19 protein-coding genes, 1 tRNA gene and 1 other RNA gene are annotated in these 19,071 nt (G+C 63.5%); 10 read left to right on the forward strand and 11 right to left on the reverse strand.

The window, feature by feature from the left end; translation table 11 throughout:
• Positions 1-10 precede the first annotated feature (10 nt).
• On the forward strand, positions 11-844 hold the full coding sequence (locus tag QRN45_RS05230; RefSeq protein ID WP_241709841.1) for an oxidoreductase: 834 nt from the start codon (positions 11-13) through the stop codon (positions 842-844).
• On the opposite strand, the gene epsC is transcribed toward QRN45_RS05230, so the two are convergent.
• From epsC to msrA, 3 genes are all read right to left on the reverse strand, one after another.
• A complete protein-coding gene (gene epsC, locus QRN45_RS05235; RefSeq protein WP_078108643.1) occupies positions 841-1,425 on the reverse strand; it encodes a serine O-acetyltransferase EpsC in 585 nt (194 codons plus the stop codon). The two genes, QRN45_RS05230 and epsC, sit on opposite strands and share 4 nt — an antisense overlap.
• Before the next feature lie 50 nt (positions 1,426-1,475).
• A complete protein-coding gene (gene cysK, locus QRN45_RS05240) occupies positions 1,476-2,411 on the reverse strand; it encodes a cysteine synthase A (RefSeq protein ID WP_078108644.1) in 936 nt (311 codons plus the stop codon).
• A 75-nt stretch (positions 2,412-2,486) separates the two neighbouring features.
• A complete protein-coding gene (gene msrA, locus QRN45_RS05245) occupies positions 2,487-3,011 on the reverse strand; it encodes a peptide-methionine (S)-S-oxide reductase MsrA (RefSeq protein WP_059387765.1) in 525 nt (174 codons plus the stop codon).
• Between the two features lie 146 nt (positions 3,012-3,157).
• Between msrA and QRN45_RS05250 the strand changes: the two genes are divergently transcribed.
• A complete protein-coding gene (locus QRN45_RS05250; protein ID WP_241709843.1) occupies positions 3,158-4,069 on the forward strand; it encodes a Nif3-like dinuclear metal center hexameric protein in 912 nt (303 codons plus the stop codon).
• Between the two features lie 97 nt (positions 4,070-4,166).
• Positions 4,167-4,904: a zinc ribbon domain-containing protein gene (locus QRN45_RS05255; protein ID WP_284762573.1), complete on the forward strand. Its 738-nt coding sequence runs from the start codon at positions 4,167-4,169 to the stop codon at positions 4,902-4,904.
• Between the two features lie 88 nt (positions 4,905-4,992).
• Here QRN45_RS05255 and QRN45_RS05260 read toward each other — a convergent pair whose 3' ends face one another.
• Positions 4,993-5,757 carry a YaaA family protein gene (locus tag QRN45_RS05260; protein WP_284762574.1) on the reverse strand — a complete coding sequence of 255 codons (765 nt, stop codon included), beginning with the start codon at positions 5,755-5,757 and terminating at the stop codon, positions 4,993-4,995.
• A gap of 103 nt (positions 5,758-5,860) precedes the next feature.
• Here QRN45_RS05260 and rnpB point away from each other — a divergent pair.
• The 4 genes from rnpB to QRN45_RS05280 all read left to right on the forward strand — a co-directional run bounded on the left by rnpB (position 5,861) and on the right by QRN45_RS05280 (position 9,185).
• Positions 5,861-6,252, forward strand: an RNA gene (gene rnpB / locus QRN45_RS05265) — RNase P RNA component class A.
• A 245-nt stretch (positions 6,253-6,497) separates the two neighbouring features.
• Positions 6,498-7,994: a glyceraldehyde-3-phosphate dehydrogenase gene (locus QRN45_RS05270; RefSeq protein ID WP_078108648.1), complete on the forward strand. Its 1,497-nt coding sequence runs from the start codon at positions 6,498-6,500 to the stop codon at positions 7,992-7,994.
• Positions 7,995-8,080: 86 nt separating this feature from the next.
• Positions 8,081-8,290 carry a hypothetical protein gene (locus QRN45_RS05275; RefSeq protein ID WP_241709846.1) on the forward strand — a complete coding sequence of 70 codons (210 nt, stop codon included), beginning with the start codon at positions 8,081-8,083 and terminating at the stop codon, positions 8,288-8,290.
• Between the two features lie 97 nt (positions 8,291-8,387).
• Positions 8,388-9,185 (forward strand): HNH endonuclease family protein, encoded by a 798-nt coding sequence (locus tag QRN45_RS05280; RefSeq protein WP_284762575.1) that lies wholly within the window; start codon positions 8,388-8,390, stop codon positions 9,183-9,185.
• Positions 9,186-9,190: 5 nt separating this feature from the next.
• Here the strand turns inward: QRN45_RS05280 and QRN45_RS05285 are convergent, their stop codons facing one another.
• From QRN45_RS05285 to orn, 4 genes are all read right to left on the reverse strand, one after another.
• Positions 9,191-10,084, reverse strand: coding sequence for an acyltransferase domain-containing protein (locus QRN45_RS05285; RefSeq protein ID WP_284762576.1), 894 nt, complete (start codon positions 10,082-10,084; stop codon positions 9,191-9,193).
• Positions 10,085-10,087: 3 nt separating this feature from the next.
• On the reverse strand, positions 10,088-10,660 hold the full coding sequence (gene def / locus QRN45_RS05290; RefSeq protein WP_241709849.1) for a peptide deformylase: 573 nt from the start codon (positions 10,658-10,660) through the stop codon (positions 10,088-10,090).
• 123 nt (positions 10,661-10,783) lie between these two features.
• Positions 10,784-10,856 (reverse strand) — tRNA-His (locus QRN45_RS05295).
• Between the two features lie 131 nt (positions 10,857-10,987).
• Positions 10,988-11,614, reverse strand: coding sequence for an oligoribonuclease (gene orn / locus QRN45_RS05300; protein WP_078108652.1), 627 nt, complete (start codon positions 11,612-11,614; stop codon positions 10,988-10,990).
• Positions 11,615-11,765: 151 nt separating this feature from the next.
• On the opposite strand from orn, the gene mptB (QRN45_RS05305) reads away from it, so the two are divergent.
• On the forward strand, positions 11,766-13,391 hold the full coding sequence (gene mptB / locus QRN45_RS05305; RefSeq protein ID WP_284762577.1) for a polyprenol phosphomannose-dependent alpha 1,6 mannosyltransferase MptB: 1,626 nt from the start codon (positions 11,766-11,768) through the stop codon (positions 13,389-13,391).
• On the opposite strand, the gene QRN45_RS05310 is transcribed toward mptB (QRN45_RS05305), so the two are convergent.
• Both QRN45_RS05310 and QRN45_RS05315 read right to left on the reverse strand, forming a co-directional pair.
• Positions 13,375-14,628 (reverse strand): glycosyltransferase 87 family protein, encoded by a 1,254-nt coding sequence (locus QRN45_RS05310; protein ID WP_241709851.1) that lies wholly within the window; start codon positions 14,626-14,628, stop codon positions 13,375-13,377. The genes mptB (QRN45_RS05305) and QRN45_RS05310 overlap by 17 nt on opposite strands.
• A 34-nt stretch (positions 14,629-14,662) precedes the next feature.
• Complete coding sequence (locus tag QRN45_RS05315; RefSeq protein WP_241709883.1) at positions 14,663-15,976, reverse strand: glycosyltransferase 87 family protein; 1,314 nt, start codon at positions 15,974-15,976, stop codon at positions 14,663-14,665.
• Between the two features lie 335 nt (positions 15,977-16,311).
• On the opposite strand from QRN45_RS05315, the gene mptB (QRN45_RS05320) reads away from it, so the two are divergent.
• Positions 16,312-17,889 (forward strand): polyprenol phosphomannose-dependent alpha 1,6 mannosyltransferase MptB, encoded by a 1,578-nt coding sequence (mptB, locus tag QRN45_RS05320; protein ID WP_284762578.1) that lies wholly within the window; start codon positions 16,312-16,314, stop codon positions 17,887-17,889.
• A 6-nt stretch (positions 17,890-17,895) separates the two neighbouring features.
• On the opposite strand, the gene QRN45_RS20885 is transcribed toward mptB (QRN45_RS05320), so the two are convergent.
• Positions 17,896-18,012 (reverse strand): DNA alkylation repair protein, encoded by a 117-nt coding sequence (locus tag QRN45_RS20885; RefSeq protein ID WP_350309754.1) that lies wholly within the window; start codon positions 18,010-18,012, stop codon positions 17,896-17,898.
• A 250-nt stretch (positions 18,013-18,262) separates the two neighbouring features.
• On the opposite strand from QRN45_RS20885, the gene map reads away from it, so the two are divergent.
• Complete coding sequence (map, locus tag QRN45_RS05325) at positions 18,263-19,030, forward strand: type I methionyl aminopeptidase (RefSeq protein ID WP_241709853.1); 768 nt, start codon at positions 18,263-18,265, stop codon at positions 19,028-19,030.
• Positions 19,031-19,071 lie beyond the last annotated feature (41 nt).

Consider the following 19,071-nt stretch of genomic DNA (forward strand, 5'->3'; position numbering starts at 1 on the left):
GGAGCAGTCCATGCCGCAACGCGTCGCATTTGTCACCGGTGCATCAACCGGGATCGGTTTCGAAGCCGCTATCAAGCTCAGCAAAGCAGGAATGGTCGTGTACGCGGGGGCGCGGCGGGTCGAAAAAATGGAGCCGCTGAAGGCCCACGGAATCAAGGTGTTGTCCCTCGACGTCACTGAGGAAGGCTCGATGAAGGCCGCCGTGGACCTCGTCATGGCCGAGCAGGGACGGATCGACGTGCTGGTCAACAACGCCGGATACGGGTCCTACGGTTCCTTGGAAGAGGTGCCGCTGGACGAAGGCCGGCGCCAGTTCGAAGTCAACGTCTTCGGTCTCGCCCGGATGTCGCAGCTGGTGATCCCCGCGATGCGGGCTGCGGGGTCCGGCAGGATCATCAATGTCTCCTCGATCGGCGGCAAAATGTACGAACCCCTCGGCGCCTGGTACCACGGAACGAAGTTCGCCGTCGAGGGCATGAGCGACTCCCTGCGCCTGGAACTGAAACCCCATGGCATTGATGTGGCAATCATCGAGCCTGCCGGCACGGACACGGAATGGGGAACCATCGCGGGGGAGAGCCTGCTGACGGTTTCGGGACATGGACCATATCGCGAGCAGGCCCGGATCGTGGCGGCCGCTTTGGCATCGACATCGGGAACCGCGCTGTCAACGCCCCCGCGTGTGGTGGCGGGCGCTATCCTTCACGCGGCAACGTCGCGCCGGCCCAGGACCCGATACCCGGTGGGCAGGGGAGCCTGGACCATCCTGGCCCTGCGCCGGGTGCTTCCCGACCGGGCCTTCGACAACGTTTTCTGGAACGCCTACAAGCGCTTTTCCGGCTAGATCCGGTACTCGATGTAGTACTCGGCGGGATCGACGGCGGGTTTGGTTTCGCTCTTGGCATCACGGTGCCGCCATGTTGCGGGAACGCCGGTGATGATCGACTCAGGCGGTGCGTCCTTGACCACGACGGCGTTGGCGCCAACGGCGCTGTCGGCGCCGATGGTGATGGGCCCGAGGACCTTCGCCCCGGCCCCGATCGTGACGCGGTCTCCGATGGTGGGGTGGCGCTTGACCTTGGCCAAGGAACGTCCACCCAGCGTCACACCGTGGTAGATCATGACGTCTTCGCCGATCTCGGCGGTCTCGCCGATGACCACCCCCATGCCGTGGTCAATGAAGAACCTGCGGCCGATGGTCGCGCCGGGGTGGATCTCGATGCCGGTCAGGAACCGGGCAAGCTGGGAAATAAGCCGTGCCGGGAACCGCAGCTCGGGGTTTTGCCACAATTTGTGCGTCAGGCGGTGGGCCCAGATGGCATGCAGGCCGGAGTAGGCAAAAAAGTTCTCAAAGGAACCTCGGGCCGCCGGGTCATGTGACCGGGCGGCCTCGAGGTCCTCCATAAGTCTTGCGAAGAAGCTCACAAAGACCTTTCTACAGGAAATGAAAGAAAGCGGTTGCGCGGGGTCCGCAATCAGCCGCGAATGTCGTCAAAAAGCACCGTGGAGATGTAACGTTCGCCGAAGTCGGGAACGATTGCCACGATGAGCTTGTCCTTGTTCTCCGGACGCTTCGCGAGCTCGAGCGCGCCCCACACGGCCGCACCGGCCGAGATGCCGCCCAGGATGCCTTCCTTGGTGCCGAGGGCACGCGCGGTGGCCACGGAGTCCTCGAGGGTTGCGTCGAGGACCTCATCGTAGACGTTGGTGTCCAGGATTTCCGGAATGAAGTTTGCGCCGAGGCCCTGGATCTTGTGCGGGCCGGCGGCGCCGCCGTTCAGAATGGGAGAGTCCTTGGGCTCAACGGCCACGATCTGGATTTCGGGCTTGCGCTCCTTCAGGACCTGCCCGACGCCGGTGATGGTGCCGCCCGTGCCGACGCCGCCGACGAAGATGTCCACTCCGCCTTCGGTGTCTGCCCAGATTTCCTCGGCCGTGGTGGCGCGGTGGATTGCCGGGTTTGCCTCGTTGGCGAACTGCTGGGCCCAGATGGAGTTCTCGGTGTTGGCGACGATCTCCTGTGCCTTCTCGACCGCGCCGCGCATGCCTTCGGAGCCCGGGGTCAGGACAATCTCGGCACCGTAGGCGCGCAGCATGACGCGGCGCTCGGTGGACATGGTTTCCGGCATGGTCAGGATGACTTTGTAACCGCGCGCCGCGCCGACCAGGGCCAGCGCGATGCCGGTGTTGCCCGACGTTCCTTCGACGATGGTGCCGCCCGGCTTCAGCGCACCGGATTTCTCGGCGGCGTCGACGATGGCGACGCCGATGCGGTCCTTGACGCTGTTGGCGGGGTTGTAGAACTCCAGCTTCACGGCAACCGTGGCGTCCAAGCCTTCGGTGAGCCTGTTCAAGCGGACCAGGGGGGTTCCGCCGATCAGCTGGGTGACGTCGTCGTAGATCCGTGCCATGTAATCATGCCTATTCTCTGAATTCGCTGAAATAGCTACTGCTGAGGTCAGCCTAACGAGCGGTGCTACACGCTGCTACGCGCGGAGCCACGAAGAGTAATATTTCCGGGCCTTGGCGAGCTTGGGGTTGATGATGACCTGGCAATAGCCCTGCTCGGGGAACTTGGCGTAATAGTCCTGGTGGATCGACTCGGCTTCGTAGAACTCCGGCAGCCTGCTCACCTCGGTCACAATCGGCTTGGACCACAGTTCCTGGTTCCGGAGGATGGCCTCTTCGAAGAGGATCTTTTCTTCCGTGGTGGTGTAGAACATCGAGGAACGGTACTGGGTTCCGACGTCGTATCCCTGGCGGTTGAGTGTGGTGGGATCGTGCAGGGCGAAGAACATGTCCAGGATGATATCCGCCGGGATGATGTCCTCGTCGAAAGTCACGGCGACGACCTCCGCGTGGCCTGTCATCCCGGAGCAGACATCGTAATAGTCAGGGTTGCGGATGTGCCCGCCCGTGTAGCCGGAAACCACGGAACTGACGCCCTTGGTCTTCTGATAGACGGCGTCGAGGCACCAGAAGCAGCCTCCGCCAAGTACAAAAGTTTTCATGATCTCTTCAATGGCCGGGAGTCCTGGATGATTCCCGCACAACCTTACGGGACTGTGACGGCAGTGACCCGGCCGGTGGCAACAATCTCAAGCCGTCGGGTGGCCGCAAGCGCGACTTGGCCGCCGGATGCGCAAGAATGTAATGCATGGAAGCTGTGAACACCGCGGTTGCAGACACAGGATCCGGCGAAGAACCGGAGAACGGTGCGGCGGGGACGCCAGGTAGCCCAACACTCGGTCAGGTCCTCTTGGCAGTGGAGGAGCTTTGGCCGGAATCGCTTGCCGAGGAATGGGACGAGGTCGGACTGGTGGTCGGACGGCCAACCGCCACCGTCACCAAGGTCATGTTCGCTGTGGATCCGACCCTCGCCGCGATTGAAGAGGCCATCGAATGGGGAGCCGAGCTCCTCGTCGCGCACCACCCGTTGCTGCTCAAAGGCGTCACCTCCGTAGCTGCCACGAGCGCCAAGGGCCTGGCGGTCCATCGGCTTATTGAATCGGGTACCGGTCTGCTGACCGTGCACACCAACGGGGACTCCGCCGTCGGAGGCGTTTCGGATGTCCTCGCCGACGCCTTCGGACTGGACAACGTGGTTCCGCTGGCGCCTGCTGCCCATGGATTGCCGGAAGAGGGAATCGGCAGGGTCGGGGACCTGCCCGAACTCATGACGCTTGGAGATTTCGCCGCACGGGTGTTCGAGATCCTGCCCTCCGTGGCCGGAGGCGTGCGGGTCGCCGGAGACAAGGACGGGCTCGTGCGCCGCGTAGCCGTCTGCGGGGGTGCCGGCGACAGTCTCTTCGACGCCGTCCGCGCCAGCCAGGCGGACATCTACGTTACTGCGGATATGCGGCACCACCCGGCGTCCGAGGCCCGCGAAGCCGCCGTTGAGGGCAGGCCGTACCTCATTGACGTATCGCATTTCGCGAGCGAGTGGCTCTGGCTTCCCGCCGCGGCCGAAGCGCTCGGCAACGTCCTCGCGGACCAGGGCCACGACGTCGAGATCCGTGTGGCAACCACCAACAGCGATCCGTGGGACTTCATTCTGACTCCCGGCTAAGCCGGGGGAGCACGCTACGCGATAGAGTCGAGACAAGCAGGCCCAAGGCCTGGCTGGGGCTGAAGACCAACCCCGGCACGATCAAGCGGAGGTAAGCGTGGCCAAGGCAGCACCGGCGGAACAGTTGAAATTGCTCGAACTGCAGGGGTTGGATGCGAAGCTCAAATCCTTGGCGAACCACCGCCGCACGTTGGAGACGGACCCCCGCATCACCGATTTGCAGGACGCCCTCAGCGTGGCCAACGGGGCGCTCGGGGCCGCGAAACTTGCCGTCCACGACGCCGAAGCCGAGCTCCGCAGGTCAGAGGCCGACGTCGAGCAAGTGGCCGGGCGCATTGAGCGGGATGAAGCCAGGTTGAACAGCGGCACCGGGCTCTCCAAGGACCTCGTCGCGCTGCAAAGCGATATCGCGTCACTGAACAAGCGCCGGTCGGACCTCGAGGATGTCGAGCTGGAAATCCTGGAACGCTTGGACGGACTCAGGGAGCGCCAAGCCGCGCAACAGCAGATCGTCGATGACATCCAGGGCTCGTTCTCCGGGATCCGTGCCGAGCTGGACGCCGCGATCGCCGAGATTGTTGCCGAAGAGGCCGACGTGCGCGCCCAGCGGTCCGGCTTCGCCGAAGGGCTCGACGCCGGGATGGTGGCCATTTACGAAAAGACCCTCGCCAAGCGTGGCGTGGGGGCCGCCAGGCTCTTCCACGGGAAGTCCGAAGGCTCGGGGATGACCCTCAGCCCCGGCGACCTTGCCGAGGTCAAGGCTGCGGCCGAGGACGAGATCGTGTTCTGTCCCGATTCCGGCTGCATCCTGGTGCGCTCCGCCGAATGGAACTAACCGCCTGTTCCGCACCCAACTGACCGGTCCGCCCGACTGACTCGCAGTTAATGTCGTTTTCAGGCGTCAAAACGACACTTACTGCTAGCTAGTTGGGGAGGATGATGCTGAGGGTGTGCGGCTTGCGCGCCGTGCCTTCCGTCAACTCCGCCGTCCATTTTTCCGAGGCGGCCTTAAGCAACTGTCCGGGCGTTCCGGGCGCCTTGCCTCGACGGCTTAACAAGTGCCTGGCCAGTTCGCCGCGGGTGTGCTTGGCGAAGTGACTGACTACGGTGCGCTTTCCATGGGACTCGGAAAAGACGTTGACGGAGACCGTCTGCGCGGCGGGCGGGGCCCAAGCCGCGGCATAAGTGCTGGACCGGCAATCCACCAGCAGTTCGCCCTCCACGCGCGAGGCGAGGGCCTGCGTGAGCTGCGGCTTCCAGAACGACGCGAGGCGCCCGACGTCGGGCAGTGCCGTTCCCATGGACAAGCGGTAGGCGGGCACGCGGTCGCCGAAGCCGATGGCGCCCCACAGGGCGGACACTACGAGGATCGACTCGACCGCTTTGCGGCGCTGCGCCGGTGTCAGGGTCTTGTAGCCGAGCGCGTCGTAGAGAACCCCGGAATACACCTGGTGGGCCGGGGCCGCGGGTTCGTCGTGGAGCCGGGTATTGCGTTCGACGTCGTCCTTCAACGAGGCGCCCACCCCCAGGAGGGCGAGGGCGTCCTCATGCGCGCTGACCAGGCCCAGCGCGTCGAGCACTTTGGCCCGGTAGCTGTTGAGTTCGGGAAAGCTCAGGGACTCCCATTCGACGGCGGAGCCTTTCTCAGCGGGGGTCTTGCCTTCGGAGGGCGGCAGCAGGATCAGCACCAGTCGATATTAGCTGCATTAAGCGGGCCATCTGTCAGACGTGCAGCCCGGGAGTGCCGTCCGGAAATACGGAGCGCCCGACGCCGGTAGACTGGACGGCGGATGGGTTGACCAGGCGGCCGCGCGCCACGTGAGTGGCTCGAGGAACGTCCGGGCTCCACAGGGCAGGGTGGTGGGTAACGCCCACTCGGGGTAACCCGCAGGCCAGTGCCACAGAGAACAGACCGCCCGCGCCTGCTTGTGCCAGCACGGGCAGGCAGCAGGTAAGGGTGAAACGGTGGTGTAAGAGACCACCAGCTCCTTGGGTGACCAGGGAGGCTAGGTAAACCCCACCCGGAGCAAGGCCAGACAGGGCACGATCGAGGGCTGCTCGCCCGAGTGCCCGGGTAGGCCGCTGGAGGGCGTCGGCAACGGCGTTCGTAGATGGATGGTCGCCACTCCTTCGCCGGCAACGGCGCGGGAGGACAGAACCCGGCGTATCGGTCAACCCATCCCTCAGCTTTGTGTGAGTGATTTCACGCAGTCCGGCGGCCAAGGCCTCCGGTGCCAGACCTTAGAATGGACAGTGAACGTAGAAGTTCCACCGCCGGTTCTGCGTTCGCAGCCGGCGGTTTTTCTTTGCAGCGTTCGAGGTGTCCGGGCAGACCGAAGTCCCGCCGATGCCAGTGCCGCAGGATTACTCCGGGCGGCCGCCATCTACGTACGAGGACGTATGTAGCTGACCCTAGGAAGGTAGTTCTGTGAGCCAGTCATCAGATTCTTGTCTTGATACGTGGATGGGCCGCGAAGCGCTGGCCGAGGCCATGATTCCGGTGATCGGCCGGCTGTACCGTGAGAACAACGTGGTGACGAGCATCCACGGGCGCAGTTTGATCAACAAGTCGTCGATGAACATCCTGAAAGCCCACCGGTTTGCGCGGCGGATGAGCAAGGACGAACTTCGTCTCGAAGAAACCGCGCCGCTGCTGAACATCCTCGCCGAACTTGACCTCGGGGCTGCTGCGATCGACATCGCCCGCCTGAACGAGAAGTACAAGGCCGAGGCTGCGGGAACGCCCTTGGAGGACTTCCTCCGCGCCGAACTTGCCGAGGTTGTCGGGCGCCGCGGCGCGGACGACCGGACCAGCACCGACGTCGTGCTCTACGGTTTCGGCCGCATCGGCCGCCTGCTGGCCCGCCTCCTGATCGAAAAGGCCGGCGGCGGGCACGGCCTGCGGCTGCGCGCGATCGTGGTCCGCAAAGGCGCGGAGAACGACCTCGTCAAGCGTGCCAGCCTGCTGCGCCGCGACTCGGTGCATGGTTCCTTCGAAGGCACCATCCGCGTGGACGAGGCCGCGAACACGATCACGGCCAACGGTGTCCAGGTGCAGGTCATCTACTCGGACAACCCCTCCACCGTCGACTACACGGCTTATGGCATCAAGGATGCCCTGGTGGTCGATAACACGGGCCGTTGGCGCGACGCCGAGGGCCTGTCCCAGCACCTGCAGAGCAAGGGTGTGGCCCGGGTGCTGCTCACGGCTCCGGGCAAGGGCGATCTGAAGAACATCGTCCACGGCATCAACCACACCTCCATCGAGGACACGGACACGATCGTCACCGCGGCGTCCTGCACCACGAACGCCATCACGCCCGTGCTCAAAGCGCTCAACGACAAGTTCGGCGTCATCCACGGCCACGTGGAAACGGTGCACTCGTTCACGAACGACCAGAACCTGATCGACAACTTCCACAAGGGCGACCGCCGCGGCCGCTCGGCCGCCTTGAACATGGTCATCACCGAAACGGGTGCGGCCAAGGCCGTGGCGAAGGCCCTCCCGGAACTGCAGGGCAAGTTGACCGGCAACGCGATCCGCGTTCCCACCCCGGACGTGTCGATGGCCATCCTGAACCTGAACCTTGAAAAGGGAACCACGAAGGAGGAAGTCAACAACTACCTCCGCGAGATGTCCCTGCACTCGGAGCTGCGGAAGCAGATCGACTTCATCGACTCACCCGAGGTCGTCTCCACGGACTTTGTGGGCTCCCGCCGGGCAGGCATCGTGGACGGTCTGGCCACCATCGCCACCGACAAGCACCTCGTGGTCTACGTCTGGTACGACAACGAATTCGGCTACTCCTGCCAGGTAGTGCGAGTCATGGAAGAAATGGCCGGCGTGAACCCGCCGTCGTTCCCGGCACGCGGCGTCGCTGTTGACCTTGAGCCCAAGGCAACATTGGAGCCCGCCGGCGTCTGAACGGCCTTGGCCGGGTCAGGAAAGACACAGGGTATTCCCGGCTGATGCGCTGGCATCAGCCGGGAAACCTGACAAGAATGGACGGCATGGACAGCGAAAAGATTCTGGAACACGAAACAACCTTGGAACACGCCCTGGACGTCGCGCGCGCCAACCTCAAGGAAGCCCAGCGGCTGCTCGACGAAGCCAAGGCGGCACACGCAGCGGGTGATATCACTGAGGACCGCGTCCTCCAGTTGGGGTCGCTTCTGGAGCTGGCGGCCGACGACTTGAAACGCGTCACCAAGGAGCAGTAAGCCGCGAGTTGTCCTCCACATTGGGGATATCGACGCCGGTGTCTGCGCCCTGATCTAGGCTCAAGGGAAGTATTCCTCCCCGAAAGGACGCAATCCCTTGAGCACCACCTGGGCCGCGTATCGGCGCGCCCGCCGTCAGTCCCGGCAGGCCTGGGTGTTGGTGATACTCATCGTCGCCGGTGGACTGGCCGGCATCGGATGGTTCTTCACCAAGGGCCAGTTCGACGTCGGCGAGGACCCGGGCAACGGACCCACGGAAGCTCCCGTCTTCGATCCGGGTTGGATGAAGCCGGTGGAGGCTGTTCAGCCTGTACCCGTCGGTCCAGCCGTTGATGCCCTTGAGGCGCTTGCCGTGAAGGGGCGTGCCGCCAAGGACAACTACGACCGCAACGAGTTCGGCCAGGCGTGGCTCGACGTCGACCGGAACGGCTGCGATACCAGGAACGACATCCTGAGGCGAGATCTGACGGCAACGGAGTTCACGGCAGGCTCGAAATGCAGGATCGCTTCCGGGGAACTACGTGAGCCATATATCGGGCAGGACATCCATTTCCGCAGGGGCTCCGAAAGCAGCTCGGCGGTACAGATCGACCATGTGGTGGCTCTCGGGGACGCCTGGCAGAAAGGCGCCCAGCAGCTCACTGCCAAACAGCGCCAAAGCCTCGCCAATGACCCCCTGAACCTGGTTGCCGTCGATGGTCCGGCCAACGTGAAGAAAGGCGCGAGCGACGCCGCGAGCTGGCTTCCTGCCAACAAAGGCTTTCGCTGCCATTACGTAGCCCGGCAGATTTCCGTCAAAGCCGCCTACCGGCTCTGGGTCACCCAAGCGGAGAAGGACGCCATGAAGCGCGTCCTGGATTCGTGCCCCGGCCAGCGGACCATCAGGGCGATGTAGCCGCCTCAGGCCGTGTCAAACCTGGGTGCTCCGCGCTGGGGGAGCGCCAGATGGCCGTGGCCAAGCTGCCAGACCCCGCCGTCGTCGATCCTTTCCAGCACCACCCGCTGAAGTGACGTCTCGCGGGGGAGCCGATCAAGGTTTTCCATGCCGCGCTGCCGGAAAGTGAAGTAGATAGCGTCGCCCGGGGCGTCTGAGCAGCGGTCCAGGGTGAATCGGCGGGCAAAAGCCGCGATGTTGCTGTGCGGCAGCTGATCGGCAAGATAGGGATCCAGCATCCAGGAGTCGCAGCTCGCCACGGAAACCGGCCTGTCCGGGAAGTATCGGTCGAAGAACTCCCTGGCCTGGCTGAAGCTCGCGTCCACGATGGCAGGGGAGAGGCCTCCATCCTCGGGAATGTGCACGCCCAGCACCCATGAGCCCCCTGCGGGGGCGGAGCCTTCGGCGTCGGCGGAGCCTCCGACGTCTGGGAAATCCGCGTCGCCGCGGACAAGGTGGAATTGCAAGCGGCCGATCCGGAAGATGTTTCCGGCCATGTGGAGGGTCAGCCACGCCCACGTGTCCAGGCCGAAGCGTGCGTGGACCCGTCGGTTGATACGGAGGTTCAGTCCCACATCCGCCAGGATCGCGGCGGAGGATTCCGGCGCGATGCCAAGGGAAAGATGGTGGCGGTGGACCACAGGTGCGAAGCGCAAGAGCGCCTCGATCCAGTCGGTTTCGCTGCCGCCGTCCGCGGAGGCAGACGTGCTTGGGAAGGTACCCAGGCGGGAGTCAAGGCTTGCAAGGGCCCGTCGGGTGCCGTCTCCGGGAGGTGAAGCCAGCAGCGAGGCACACTCCTCGGCGTCCTCACCGTGGATGTCGAGAAGCCCGAACAATTCGTCCTGCGCGATGCCGGCCACGGCTCAGTGCCCGAAGGGGTCCGGGTCGACACCCGGCATCCAGCTCAGGCCAGGCACGCCCCAGCCGTTCTTCTTTGCCTGCTTCATGGCTTTCTTGGCGTAGCGGTCAACCAGGCGGTTCACGTAGAGCTTGCCATCAAGGTGGTCGAATTCGTGCTGCATGATCCTCGCGAACCACCCCGTGGCGACGAAATCCACCGGGTTGCCGTAGCCGTCGAAGCCTTGGACGCGGGCCCATTCGGCCCTCTGGAGGGGGTAATGCTCCCCAGGGAATGACAGGCAGCCTTCGACGTCTTCCTCGGGATCGGGAAGGGCGCCGGGGACCTTGGAGAGCGTGAGGACCGGGTTCACCAGAACGCCTTCATCCGGAGCGTCGTCCTCATTCGCGTATTTGAAGATGAAGATCCGTTTTCCGACCCCCACCTGGGGCGCGGCCAACCCTACGCCGTTGGCGGCTTCGTTCGTCTCGAACATGTCGGCAATCAAGGTGCGCAGTTCGTCGTCGAACTCTTCCACTTCACTCGCCCGGCGGTGAAGCACGGGCTCGCCCCAGATGGTGACTGGCAGGACGGTCATGTCAGGTGTTCCTCTGGTTCTCGGTCTGTGGTGGCCGACATCGGCCCGGACAAAGCAAAGGCCGCACTGGATAACCAGTACGGCCTTTGGCTGCGATCGATAAACTGCTACCGATCTCGTGAGGGTGAGCGACGGGGGTTGAACCCGCGACCTCCTGGACCACAACCAGGCGCTCTGCCAACTGAGCTACGCCCACCATGTGCCTTTTTATGCTTTCGGAATGACCCGTTGGCTGCGAAGGCAACGACAAAAACTATACCCCGTCTTGGGGAGTGGTTTTGCCACTTTTGGCCGTTTGGTTGAAAATTCCCGGAAACGTGCCGCAGATCACGTGCCTGCCGGTGTCTCCGGACCCGCTGCAATCTGCTTGGAGATCTTCTGGGCAGTTGCGGTGTCGGGGCCGGGAGCCGGAACGAACACAGCTTCGCGGTAGTAGCGCAGTTCCTCGATGGAGTCCCTGATGTCTCCAAGCGCGCGGTGGCCGCCATGTTTGGCAGGCGACTGGAAATATGCGCGCGGGAACCATCGGCGCGAGAGTTCCTTGATGGTGCTGACGTCGATGACCCGGTAGTGAAGGTGTTCGACGATGGTGGGCATGTCCCGCGCGAGGAACATCCGGTCAGTTCCGACCGAGTTGCCACCCAACGGCGCCTTCTTCGGATCCGGTACCCACTTCTCGATGTACTCCAGAACGATTGCTTCGGCTTCGGCCATGGTCTTGCCATGGGGGAGCTCGTCCAGGAGCTTCGAACGGGTGTGCATGTCGCGGACGAAGTCGTTCATCTGCTCAAGCGCGGCGTCCTCAGGCTTGATGACGACGTCCACGCCATCACCCAGGATGTTCAGCTCCGAATCGGTGACCAAGGCCGCGACCTCGATCAGGGCGTCGTTTTCCAGATCGAGACCGGTCATCTCACAGTCGATCCAGACTATGCGTTCATTTGTAATAGGCACTGGCCCAGCCTACCGTTCGGGCGCGCAGGAAGGGTGGCGGGGCGCTCCATTCCGAGCCTGCGGCGCAGTGCTGCTGGTAAACTGGGCCGTTGTCGAGCGGTTGTTGCCTGCATCGATGAGCTGGACCAATGTAGGTAGGGACTGGAATATCATGACGGCAGGCGGAACGGGCGTGGGCACCTCAGATAGCCGGGATGAAGCAAAGGAATCCGCGGCGCCGTCGGAGAAGGCCGTCGCCGGTCCCTATTCCCCGAATGCCGCGCACATCGGCGTCGGAATCCCCGGCCACGCGAAGGCCTACGTGGCAATCTGGCAAGGATTCTTTGGATCCCTCATGATCTTCGTCGGTTCGATCGGCGCCGGCTGGATCGCCAACGGCTCGCCCATGTTCAGGCACCCGCTTGTCATCGCCCTGCGCACGGAGGGCTGGGGCGTGACGACCTCCACCATCCTGCTGACGGCGGGGGCCATGCTTTTGGTCAGGTCATGGTTGAGGCTCGGGCAAAGACTCAAGGACTGGGGCCCCGGCTCGCTCAGATCCGTGGTTGTCGCCGTTGCGGCGTGGGCGGCGCCCCTGATGTTTGCCGTGCCCATCTACTCCCGCGACGTTTACGCCTACACCGGCCAAGGCAGGCTGGTGCTGGAAGGCCAGAACCCGTACACGGCGGGCATTTCCACGCTCAGCAACTGGTTCTCGCTGGGAGCCGATCCGGCCTGGGCAGAAGCCAAGACGCCGTACGGGCCCTACTTCCTGTGGCTGGCTAGATGGGTGGTGGGCATCACCGACGCCCAGCCCGATTTTTCCGTTTTGCTCTTTCGCGTTCTAGCAACCGTCGGAGTGGTGCTGTGCGTGATCTATGTCCCCAGGCTCGCCGAAATGCACGGAATCAATCCCGGCCGCGCGCTGTGGATCGCCGTAGCGAACCCGCTCTTTCTCATCAGCTTCGTGGCCAGCGCCCACAACGATGCCCTCATGGTGGGCCTGGCCGTGGCCGGAATGTACTTCGCAGCCACCGGACGCCATATCACCGGGCTTCTGCTGGTGACGGCTTCCATCGGCATCAAGCCGATCACGGTGCTCCTCTTGCCCTTCATAGGACTCATGTGGGCTGGCCCTGCCGCGAGTTGGGCCCGCAAGTTCCTGTTCTGGGGCGCGACGGCGGGTATCAGCTTTGCGGTCCTGGCAGTGAGCGGCATTCCCTACAACCTTGGCTTTGGCTGGGTCTGGGCCATCCTCGATCCCACACCCGGTTACACGGGATATTCTCCCTCCGGCTTCCTGGGCCAGCAGGTCGAGATGATCGCAAATCTCCTGGGCCTGCCCGGGTCCACCATGGCGACGGGGCTCCGGACGCTCATGAAGTGGGCCGGAATCGGGCTGGTGGTGGTGTTGATGTTCCGCGGCGACTATTCACGGCTGGTGCGCCGCGCGGCCCTGGCGTTTGCTGCCGTCGTCATGCTGTCCCCGATCATCCAGCCGTGGTACATCCTGTGGTTCATCCCGCTGCTCGCGGTCACGGGAATCAGGGACGACTGGCAGATCAAATCCCTCTATGTCGCGGTCACGTTTTTCGTCGCGTTTGGAGCGCAGGACCAGATTTCGGTGCTGTCCTTCGTGGAGTTGAACGTCAAGGTATCCTCCCTGTCATTCCTGGTGGCCTTGGGATTCACTGTCTACCTGATGGTTTTGGACGTCCACACCCGCAGGCTGCTGATCCGTTCCACTCCTGCGCAACTGCTCCGCCGGCTCGAGCAGCGGCTCAGGCGCTCCGAATAGCAGTTCTTGCGCCGGACTTGCGGCCCAGTTCCACCGTCCGCTGCACTGACCACCAGAGCAGGACAACCAAAAGAACGTTCCGCGTGGTGAGCACCGTTGCCATCACCGGGTTGGCATGGATCAGCGGCGTGTAGAACAGCGGGTAGATCACAAAAGTCGTCATGGCGATCCCCATGAGGAGCGCGGCGGGAACCCGCCAACGATTCCAGTCGTGGGTCAGCCCTGCGATAACCACCGGCGCAAGCCAGATGATGAATTGCGGCGAACCCACCTTGTTGAACACGATGAACGCGGTGGTCATCATGAGGGCACCTTCGAGGAACAGCTCTTCCGCTTCGGCGCCGCGCCGAAGGGCCCAGATCAAGAGGGCGGAGCCGGCGACGGCGGCAAGCACCAAGAGCGGCTGCATCATGAACGCCGCCACATTGGCTCCCGGGCCGTATACCTCGGTGGAGTTGATGGCGACGTTGTCGGCGATTTTGGAACCGCCGATGTTGAGCACGCTCAACCAGACCCATGGGGTTGAGAACGTGGCTTCCAATTGCATGCCGCGTTCGCCTTGGTTGGTCAAAAAGTCGAGGATGTGTGGGAGGCCGCCCGAAAGGTAGGTGCCCAGTGCGACGGCCGCGGTTACGGCGGCGCCGCACGCGATGATCCGCAGCCTGCGGTGGCTCGCGATGATGATAGGTACCAGGACGGCGGCCGGCCAGACTTTGATCCACGTGGCGATGCTGAGGAGGATGCCCGCCGCGACGGGCCGCGTGGCGGCATACAACAGGGCGACCAAGACAATGGGTGCCGTGATGCCCTCTACCCGGGCGAAGCTGAGGTAGCCCATGAAAGCGGTGAAGAACAGCCACCACCACGCGGGAGCGATTCCCGTTGTCCTGCGCGGTCCGCGGATCAGGATGAACAAGCCGGCGGCATTGAGCGCAGTGATGATCAACGTCCACACCAGGAGGTATGGACCCGGGCCCGCGATGTTGGCCAGGAAGATCGGAATCTGGGCGAGCACGGGGTATACCCACGGGCTGATGGCTCCATGGAGATCGGCAGGGTTGTAGCCGGCCATCGCCCACTGGCGGTACTGCTCAGTGTCGCTGAACGTGTTTCCCGTCAGGAAGAAACTAGCCATCCAGCCGAGGAAGTACACATGAATGGCGGCAAAACCCCACCAGACGCTGGAAGGGCGGCTGAACCAGGCGACGGCGGCAGGCGGCAGGGCGGCGTCGCGCACGCGGACCAGTCCGTCAAAGAAGCGAACGGAAATCTTAGGACTCCTTGGCAGCGGTGGCCGGCTCTTTGGCCGGGATCTTCTTGCCCAAAAGGTAAAGGCGGCGCACGGACCAGCAGAACAGGACTACCAGCAGGACGTTTCGGACCGTCAAAACCAAGGCCATCAAAGGGTTGTTGTGGCTGAGTGCGTCATAGAAGAGGGGGTAGATGAAGAACGTGGCCACAGCAATGGCGATGAGCATGGCCGCGGGAACGCGCCATTCCTTCCAGCTGTGGGCGAGTCCTACAGCGACAGCCGGCGCCAGCCACACCATGAACTGGGGCGACCCCACCTTGTTGAACACGACGAAAGCCGTGGCCATGGTCAGGGAGCCGGCCAACAACAGCTCCGTGCGGTCCGCCCCGCCGGTTCGCTTGCCGTTGTGGAGCGCCCAGAAGATCAGGGCGGCCACCAGGATTGCAGCCAGGACAAGAAGGGGCTGCATCAGGAATGACATAAGCGTGGTGCCGGGGCCATCGACCTGCATGGAGTTGATGTCCGTGTTCATGTACATCCTGGAACGGCCAATATGGAGGACCGAGAGCCACAACCAAGGAGTGGTGAAGGTAGCCTCCAACTGCATGCCACGATCGCCTTGTTGGGTCAGGAAGTTAAAGAGCCTGGGCAGTTGACCCACCGCAGCAGTGAGCGCGACCACCACGATGCTCGTGAGAATTCCCGCGGCAAGTACCCGTGTTCTCTGCTTGACCACCGTGAAAAGCGAAAGGACGACGGCGGCTGGCCAGACTTTCATCCAGGTCGCGATGCTCAGGAGGGTCGAGGCAATGAAAGGGTGCGACACCCCATATGCCAAGGCGATCAGCACAATGGGTGCAGTCAAGCCATCCACGCGGGCGAAGCCCAAGCAGCCCATGATCAAGAGGAAGACGAGCCACCACCACCCCGCCGGGATGGCGTCGCGACGCCGTCCCCATCCTGTGAGCTTCGCGATGGCCACGCCGTTGAGCACGGTGATCATGAGCACCCACAAGAAGAAGAACGGTCCGGGACCGGCCACGCCTGCTATGGCCATCGGCAAGAGGGCGAGGACCGGGTAGACCCACGGGCTCGGTCCGCCATGGAGGTTCCCGTCCTGGAATCCGGCTGCGGTCCAGTTTCGATAGATCACCGTGTCGCTGTACGCCCCGCCGTGAAGCGAGACAATCAAGGAGAAGACGAGGAAGACCAAATGCACCACGCAGAATCCGGCCAGCAGCCCTTTGGGGGAGTTGAGCCAGGCTTGCGCCGGGGAGGGAAGAACACGGTGACGGAACCGTGTGAGCGCGCTGAAGAATGAGTCCGTGGAAATGGGAGGATCCTTGCTGGGTAGTCGGTGTCGCGGGGTGTCGCAAGCCGTAACGGCCGGAGCCGTTCCAGACAACATCGGCTCCTTGAATTTCACGCGGAACCAGTGTGGCTATGGGTCTTCGGCATCAAACCAGAGCCCCGTCCATCCTATCTCAGGCCCCTTTCGCGGGCAGACCTCCGGTCCCGTTGGCCCCGGGGAGCCACGGGCCACGATGCTACAGTTGCAATAATCCATGGCAGCATGCAGTACCACTTTGGCCGGACGCGGCAGGGAACCGGACAGGATTTTGTTTGATGGTGACGTCGAAGTTTCGTGAGCGTGAGGTGGGGAGTTCGGTGGCTCATCCAGAGGCGCTTGGCGATTCCAACGCCCCGGTACACGGCATTGTGATAGCCAAAGCGGCAAGGACGGCAATCGTCCAGGGTTTCGTCGGGTCTTTGATGATGGTGGCAGGCTCGGTCGGAGTCGGCTGGCTAGCCAGTAGCAGTGCCCTTATCCGTACACCCCTCTTCATCGTGGCCCGGACGTCTCCGGTTGGTGTGATCGTCTGCACCGTGATGCTCTGCCTCGGCGCGCTCCTGCTTCTGCGCTCTTGGCTGCGCATTGCCCAGCGGATCGGCGGATGGAACCCTTCCTCGCGCCCTGTGCTTCGGCGCGCGTTGTGGATGTGGGCTCTCCCGATGATGTTCAGCTTGCCGTTGTTCAGCAGGGACGCGTATGCCTACATCGGCCAAGGCCGGCTCATGGAGCAAGGCCTGAATCCATATACCAACGGCATCTCGGCCCTGAGCAACTACTTTTCACTCGGGCCGGACAAGTTGTGGACGGAAGCACCTACCCCTTACGGTCCGTTGTGGCTCTGGATCGAACAGGGTGCCGTGTGGGTGAGCGCCAGCGTCCCCGAGCTTGCACTCATTCCGTTCCGCCTGGCTGCCCTTGCAGGGGTCATACTCCTCGCTGTCTACGTTCCCCGCTTGGCTGCGCTCCACGGAGTGAACCCGGAGCGGGCATTCTGGCTTGGAGTCCTCAACCCCGCTCTCCTGATCAACTTCATCGCCAGCGCGCACAACGACTCCTTGATGTTGGGACTGGTTGTTGCCGGACTGTACTTCGCCTCGGTCAAACGTCCCGTGCTTGGAATCTTGTTGATCACTGCCTCGATCGCCATCAAGCCGATCACTCTGATTGCGTTGCCTTTTGCCGGACTGCTGTGGGCAGGTTCCCGTGCCGGCTGGGGACGCAGGATGCTTTGTTGGACGGCCACGTTGGCTCTGTCCATGGGGCTCCTCGCCGCTGCAGGATTGGTGAACGGGCTGGGATTTGGCTGGCTGGGCGCTCTCCAGACTCCCGGCGCCGTCTGGAGTTGGTACGCGCCGGTGGGCTTGCTGGCACACCTGGCCGGACTCGTCGTCGGACTATTCGGTGGTCCGGGCGTTCCCGTGACGGATGTTATCCAGACCGCCGGAACAGTGGTTTCGGCGCTTGCGATCGTCTGGCTCGCGGTGCGGACGCCCGGGCGCGGAATCGGAATGCCCGCGCCGCTTGAGCAGGAATCCGAGTTCAATAAGACCGTGCTCCGCAGGATGGCGTGGGCCTTCGCCGCCGTCGTAGTCCTCGCGCCGGTAATCCAGCCTTGGTACATGGTGTGGCTGCTGGTGTTCTTTGCGGTGACCGGAATCGCAGACGGCGCCCAGCTTCGGACGGTCTTCTATTTGACCGCCTTCTTCACCCTCATCGCGCTGACCGACCAATTGAGCGTCTTCCAATGGATCCCCATCGAGGTGGTGCGCGGGGTGGCGATCGCCATCGGGGTCTCCTTCATCGCCTATCTCGTGTTCTTTGACAAGAAAACCCACGTGCTGTTCCGCCCGCGCCGCGGGATTCTGAAGCTCAGGCTCAAACCGAAGTCCTGAACCGGATCAGCCGAGGTGTTTCATGGCCTCACGGAGGGACAGCGGGCTCAGCCTCGTCTTTCGGGTTTCCACGTAGCCCCGCACCCGCTGGGGACCGGTCTTGGCGTACTCCCGCAAGATCAACCCGATCGCTTTGCTGATAAAGAACTCCGACGCCCAGGTTGGCGTCCAGCGCCGTGGCGAGAAGATCCTGGTCCGTGGCGTTCCCGGATGACGGCGATTCTTCGGGGTTCCATACCGCGACTTTAGGACAACCCGTGGCTCGCCGCGGACTCACCACCCGGTTGACTCGGACGACGGCGCCCATAGAGTGGGTGGAAAGAGTCCGTCCGGCGGCCGTTCCGGCCCCCGGTTCCTATGCTTGGAGGCCTCAGTGTCCATGGTGAAGACGCCAGAGGAGATTGCGCTCATGCGTGAAGCCGGGAGAGTGGTGGCGAACACTCTATCGGCGGTTCGTTCGCACGCCGGCGTCGGGGTGTCGCTCAAGGAACTGGATGATGTGGCTGCCGCTTTCATGGCGGCTGCCGGGGCCACTCCCGCGTTCCTGGACTATCGTCCGCGGTGGGCGCCTACGCCCTTTTCGGGGGTCATTTGCACGAGCGTCAACGATGCTGTGGTGCACGGCATCCCGGACGGATATGTATTGCAGGACGGCGACCTCTTGAGCGTCGATTGCGGGGCGTTTGTGCAGGGATGGTGCGGGGACGCGGCAGTCAGCTTCATCGTGGGCACTCCGGATCCGGTGGACCAGGAGCTGATCGACGCCACGGACGCCGCCCTCGCCCGCGGGATCGAGGCTGCCCGGATGGGAAACAAGATGGGCGACCTTGCGTATGCCATTGGCGGGGAGGCCAAGCGCAGCGGCTACGGGATCCTTGCCGATCACGGCGGGCACGGCATTGGCCGGACCATGCACGCCGAGCCGAGTGTGCCGAACATCGGTCGGCCGGGCCGCGGAGTGAAACTCGTTGAGGGCCTCGTGATCGCTATCGAGCCCATGCTGATTCTGGGCGGCAGCGACGACTACTACCACGACGACGACCAGTGGACCCTGCGCTCCGCCAACGGCCGCCGCGCGGCGCACAGCGAACACACGGTGGCCATCACGGCGGATGGCCCGCTTGTTTTGACACTGCCATAGTTGGATCGGTGGGCGGGGCCGTAGCCGGCTTCCGGGCGCCG

Origin of the sequence: Arthrobacter sp. efr-133-R2A-63 (genome assembly GCF_030209795.1) — a bacterium.
Lineage (GTDB): Bacteria > Actinomycetota > Actinomycetes > Actinomycetales > Micrococcaceae > Arthrobacter > Arthrobacter bambusae_A.

What these genes read in the sequence shown, in the direction of transcription:
- QRN45_RS05230 (WP_241709841.1), top strand. Translation starts at nt 11, where the DNA reads ATGCCGCAACGCGTCGCATTTGTCACCGGTGCATCAACCGGGATCGGT.
- cysK (WP_078108644.1), bottom strand. Translation starts at nt 2,411, where the DNA reads ATGGCACGGATCTACGACGACGTCACCCAGCTGATCGGCGGAACCCCC.
- msrA (WP_059387765.1), bottom strand. Translation starts at nt 3,011, where the DNA reads ATGAAAACTTTTGTACTTGGCGGAGGCTGCTTCTGGTGCCTCGACGCC.
- QRN45_RS05250 (WP_241709843.1), top strand. Translation starts at nt 3,158, where the DNA reads ATGGAAGCTGTGAACACCGCGGTTGCAGACACAGGATCCGGCGAAGAA.
- QRN45_RS05275 (WP_241709846.1), top strand. Translation starts at nt 8,081, where the DNA reads ATGGACAGCGAAAAGATTCTGGAACACGAAACAACCTTGGAACACGCC.
- def (WP_241709849.1), bottom strand. Translation starts at nt 10,660, where the DNA reads ATGACCGTCCTGCCAGTCACCATCTGGGGCGAGCCCGTGCTTCACCGC.
- mptB (WP_284762577.1), top strand. Translation starts at nt 11,766, where the DNA reads ATGACGGCAGGCGGAACGGGCGTGGGCACCTCAGATAGCCGGGATGAA.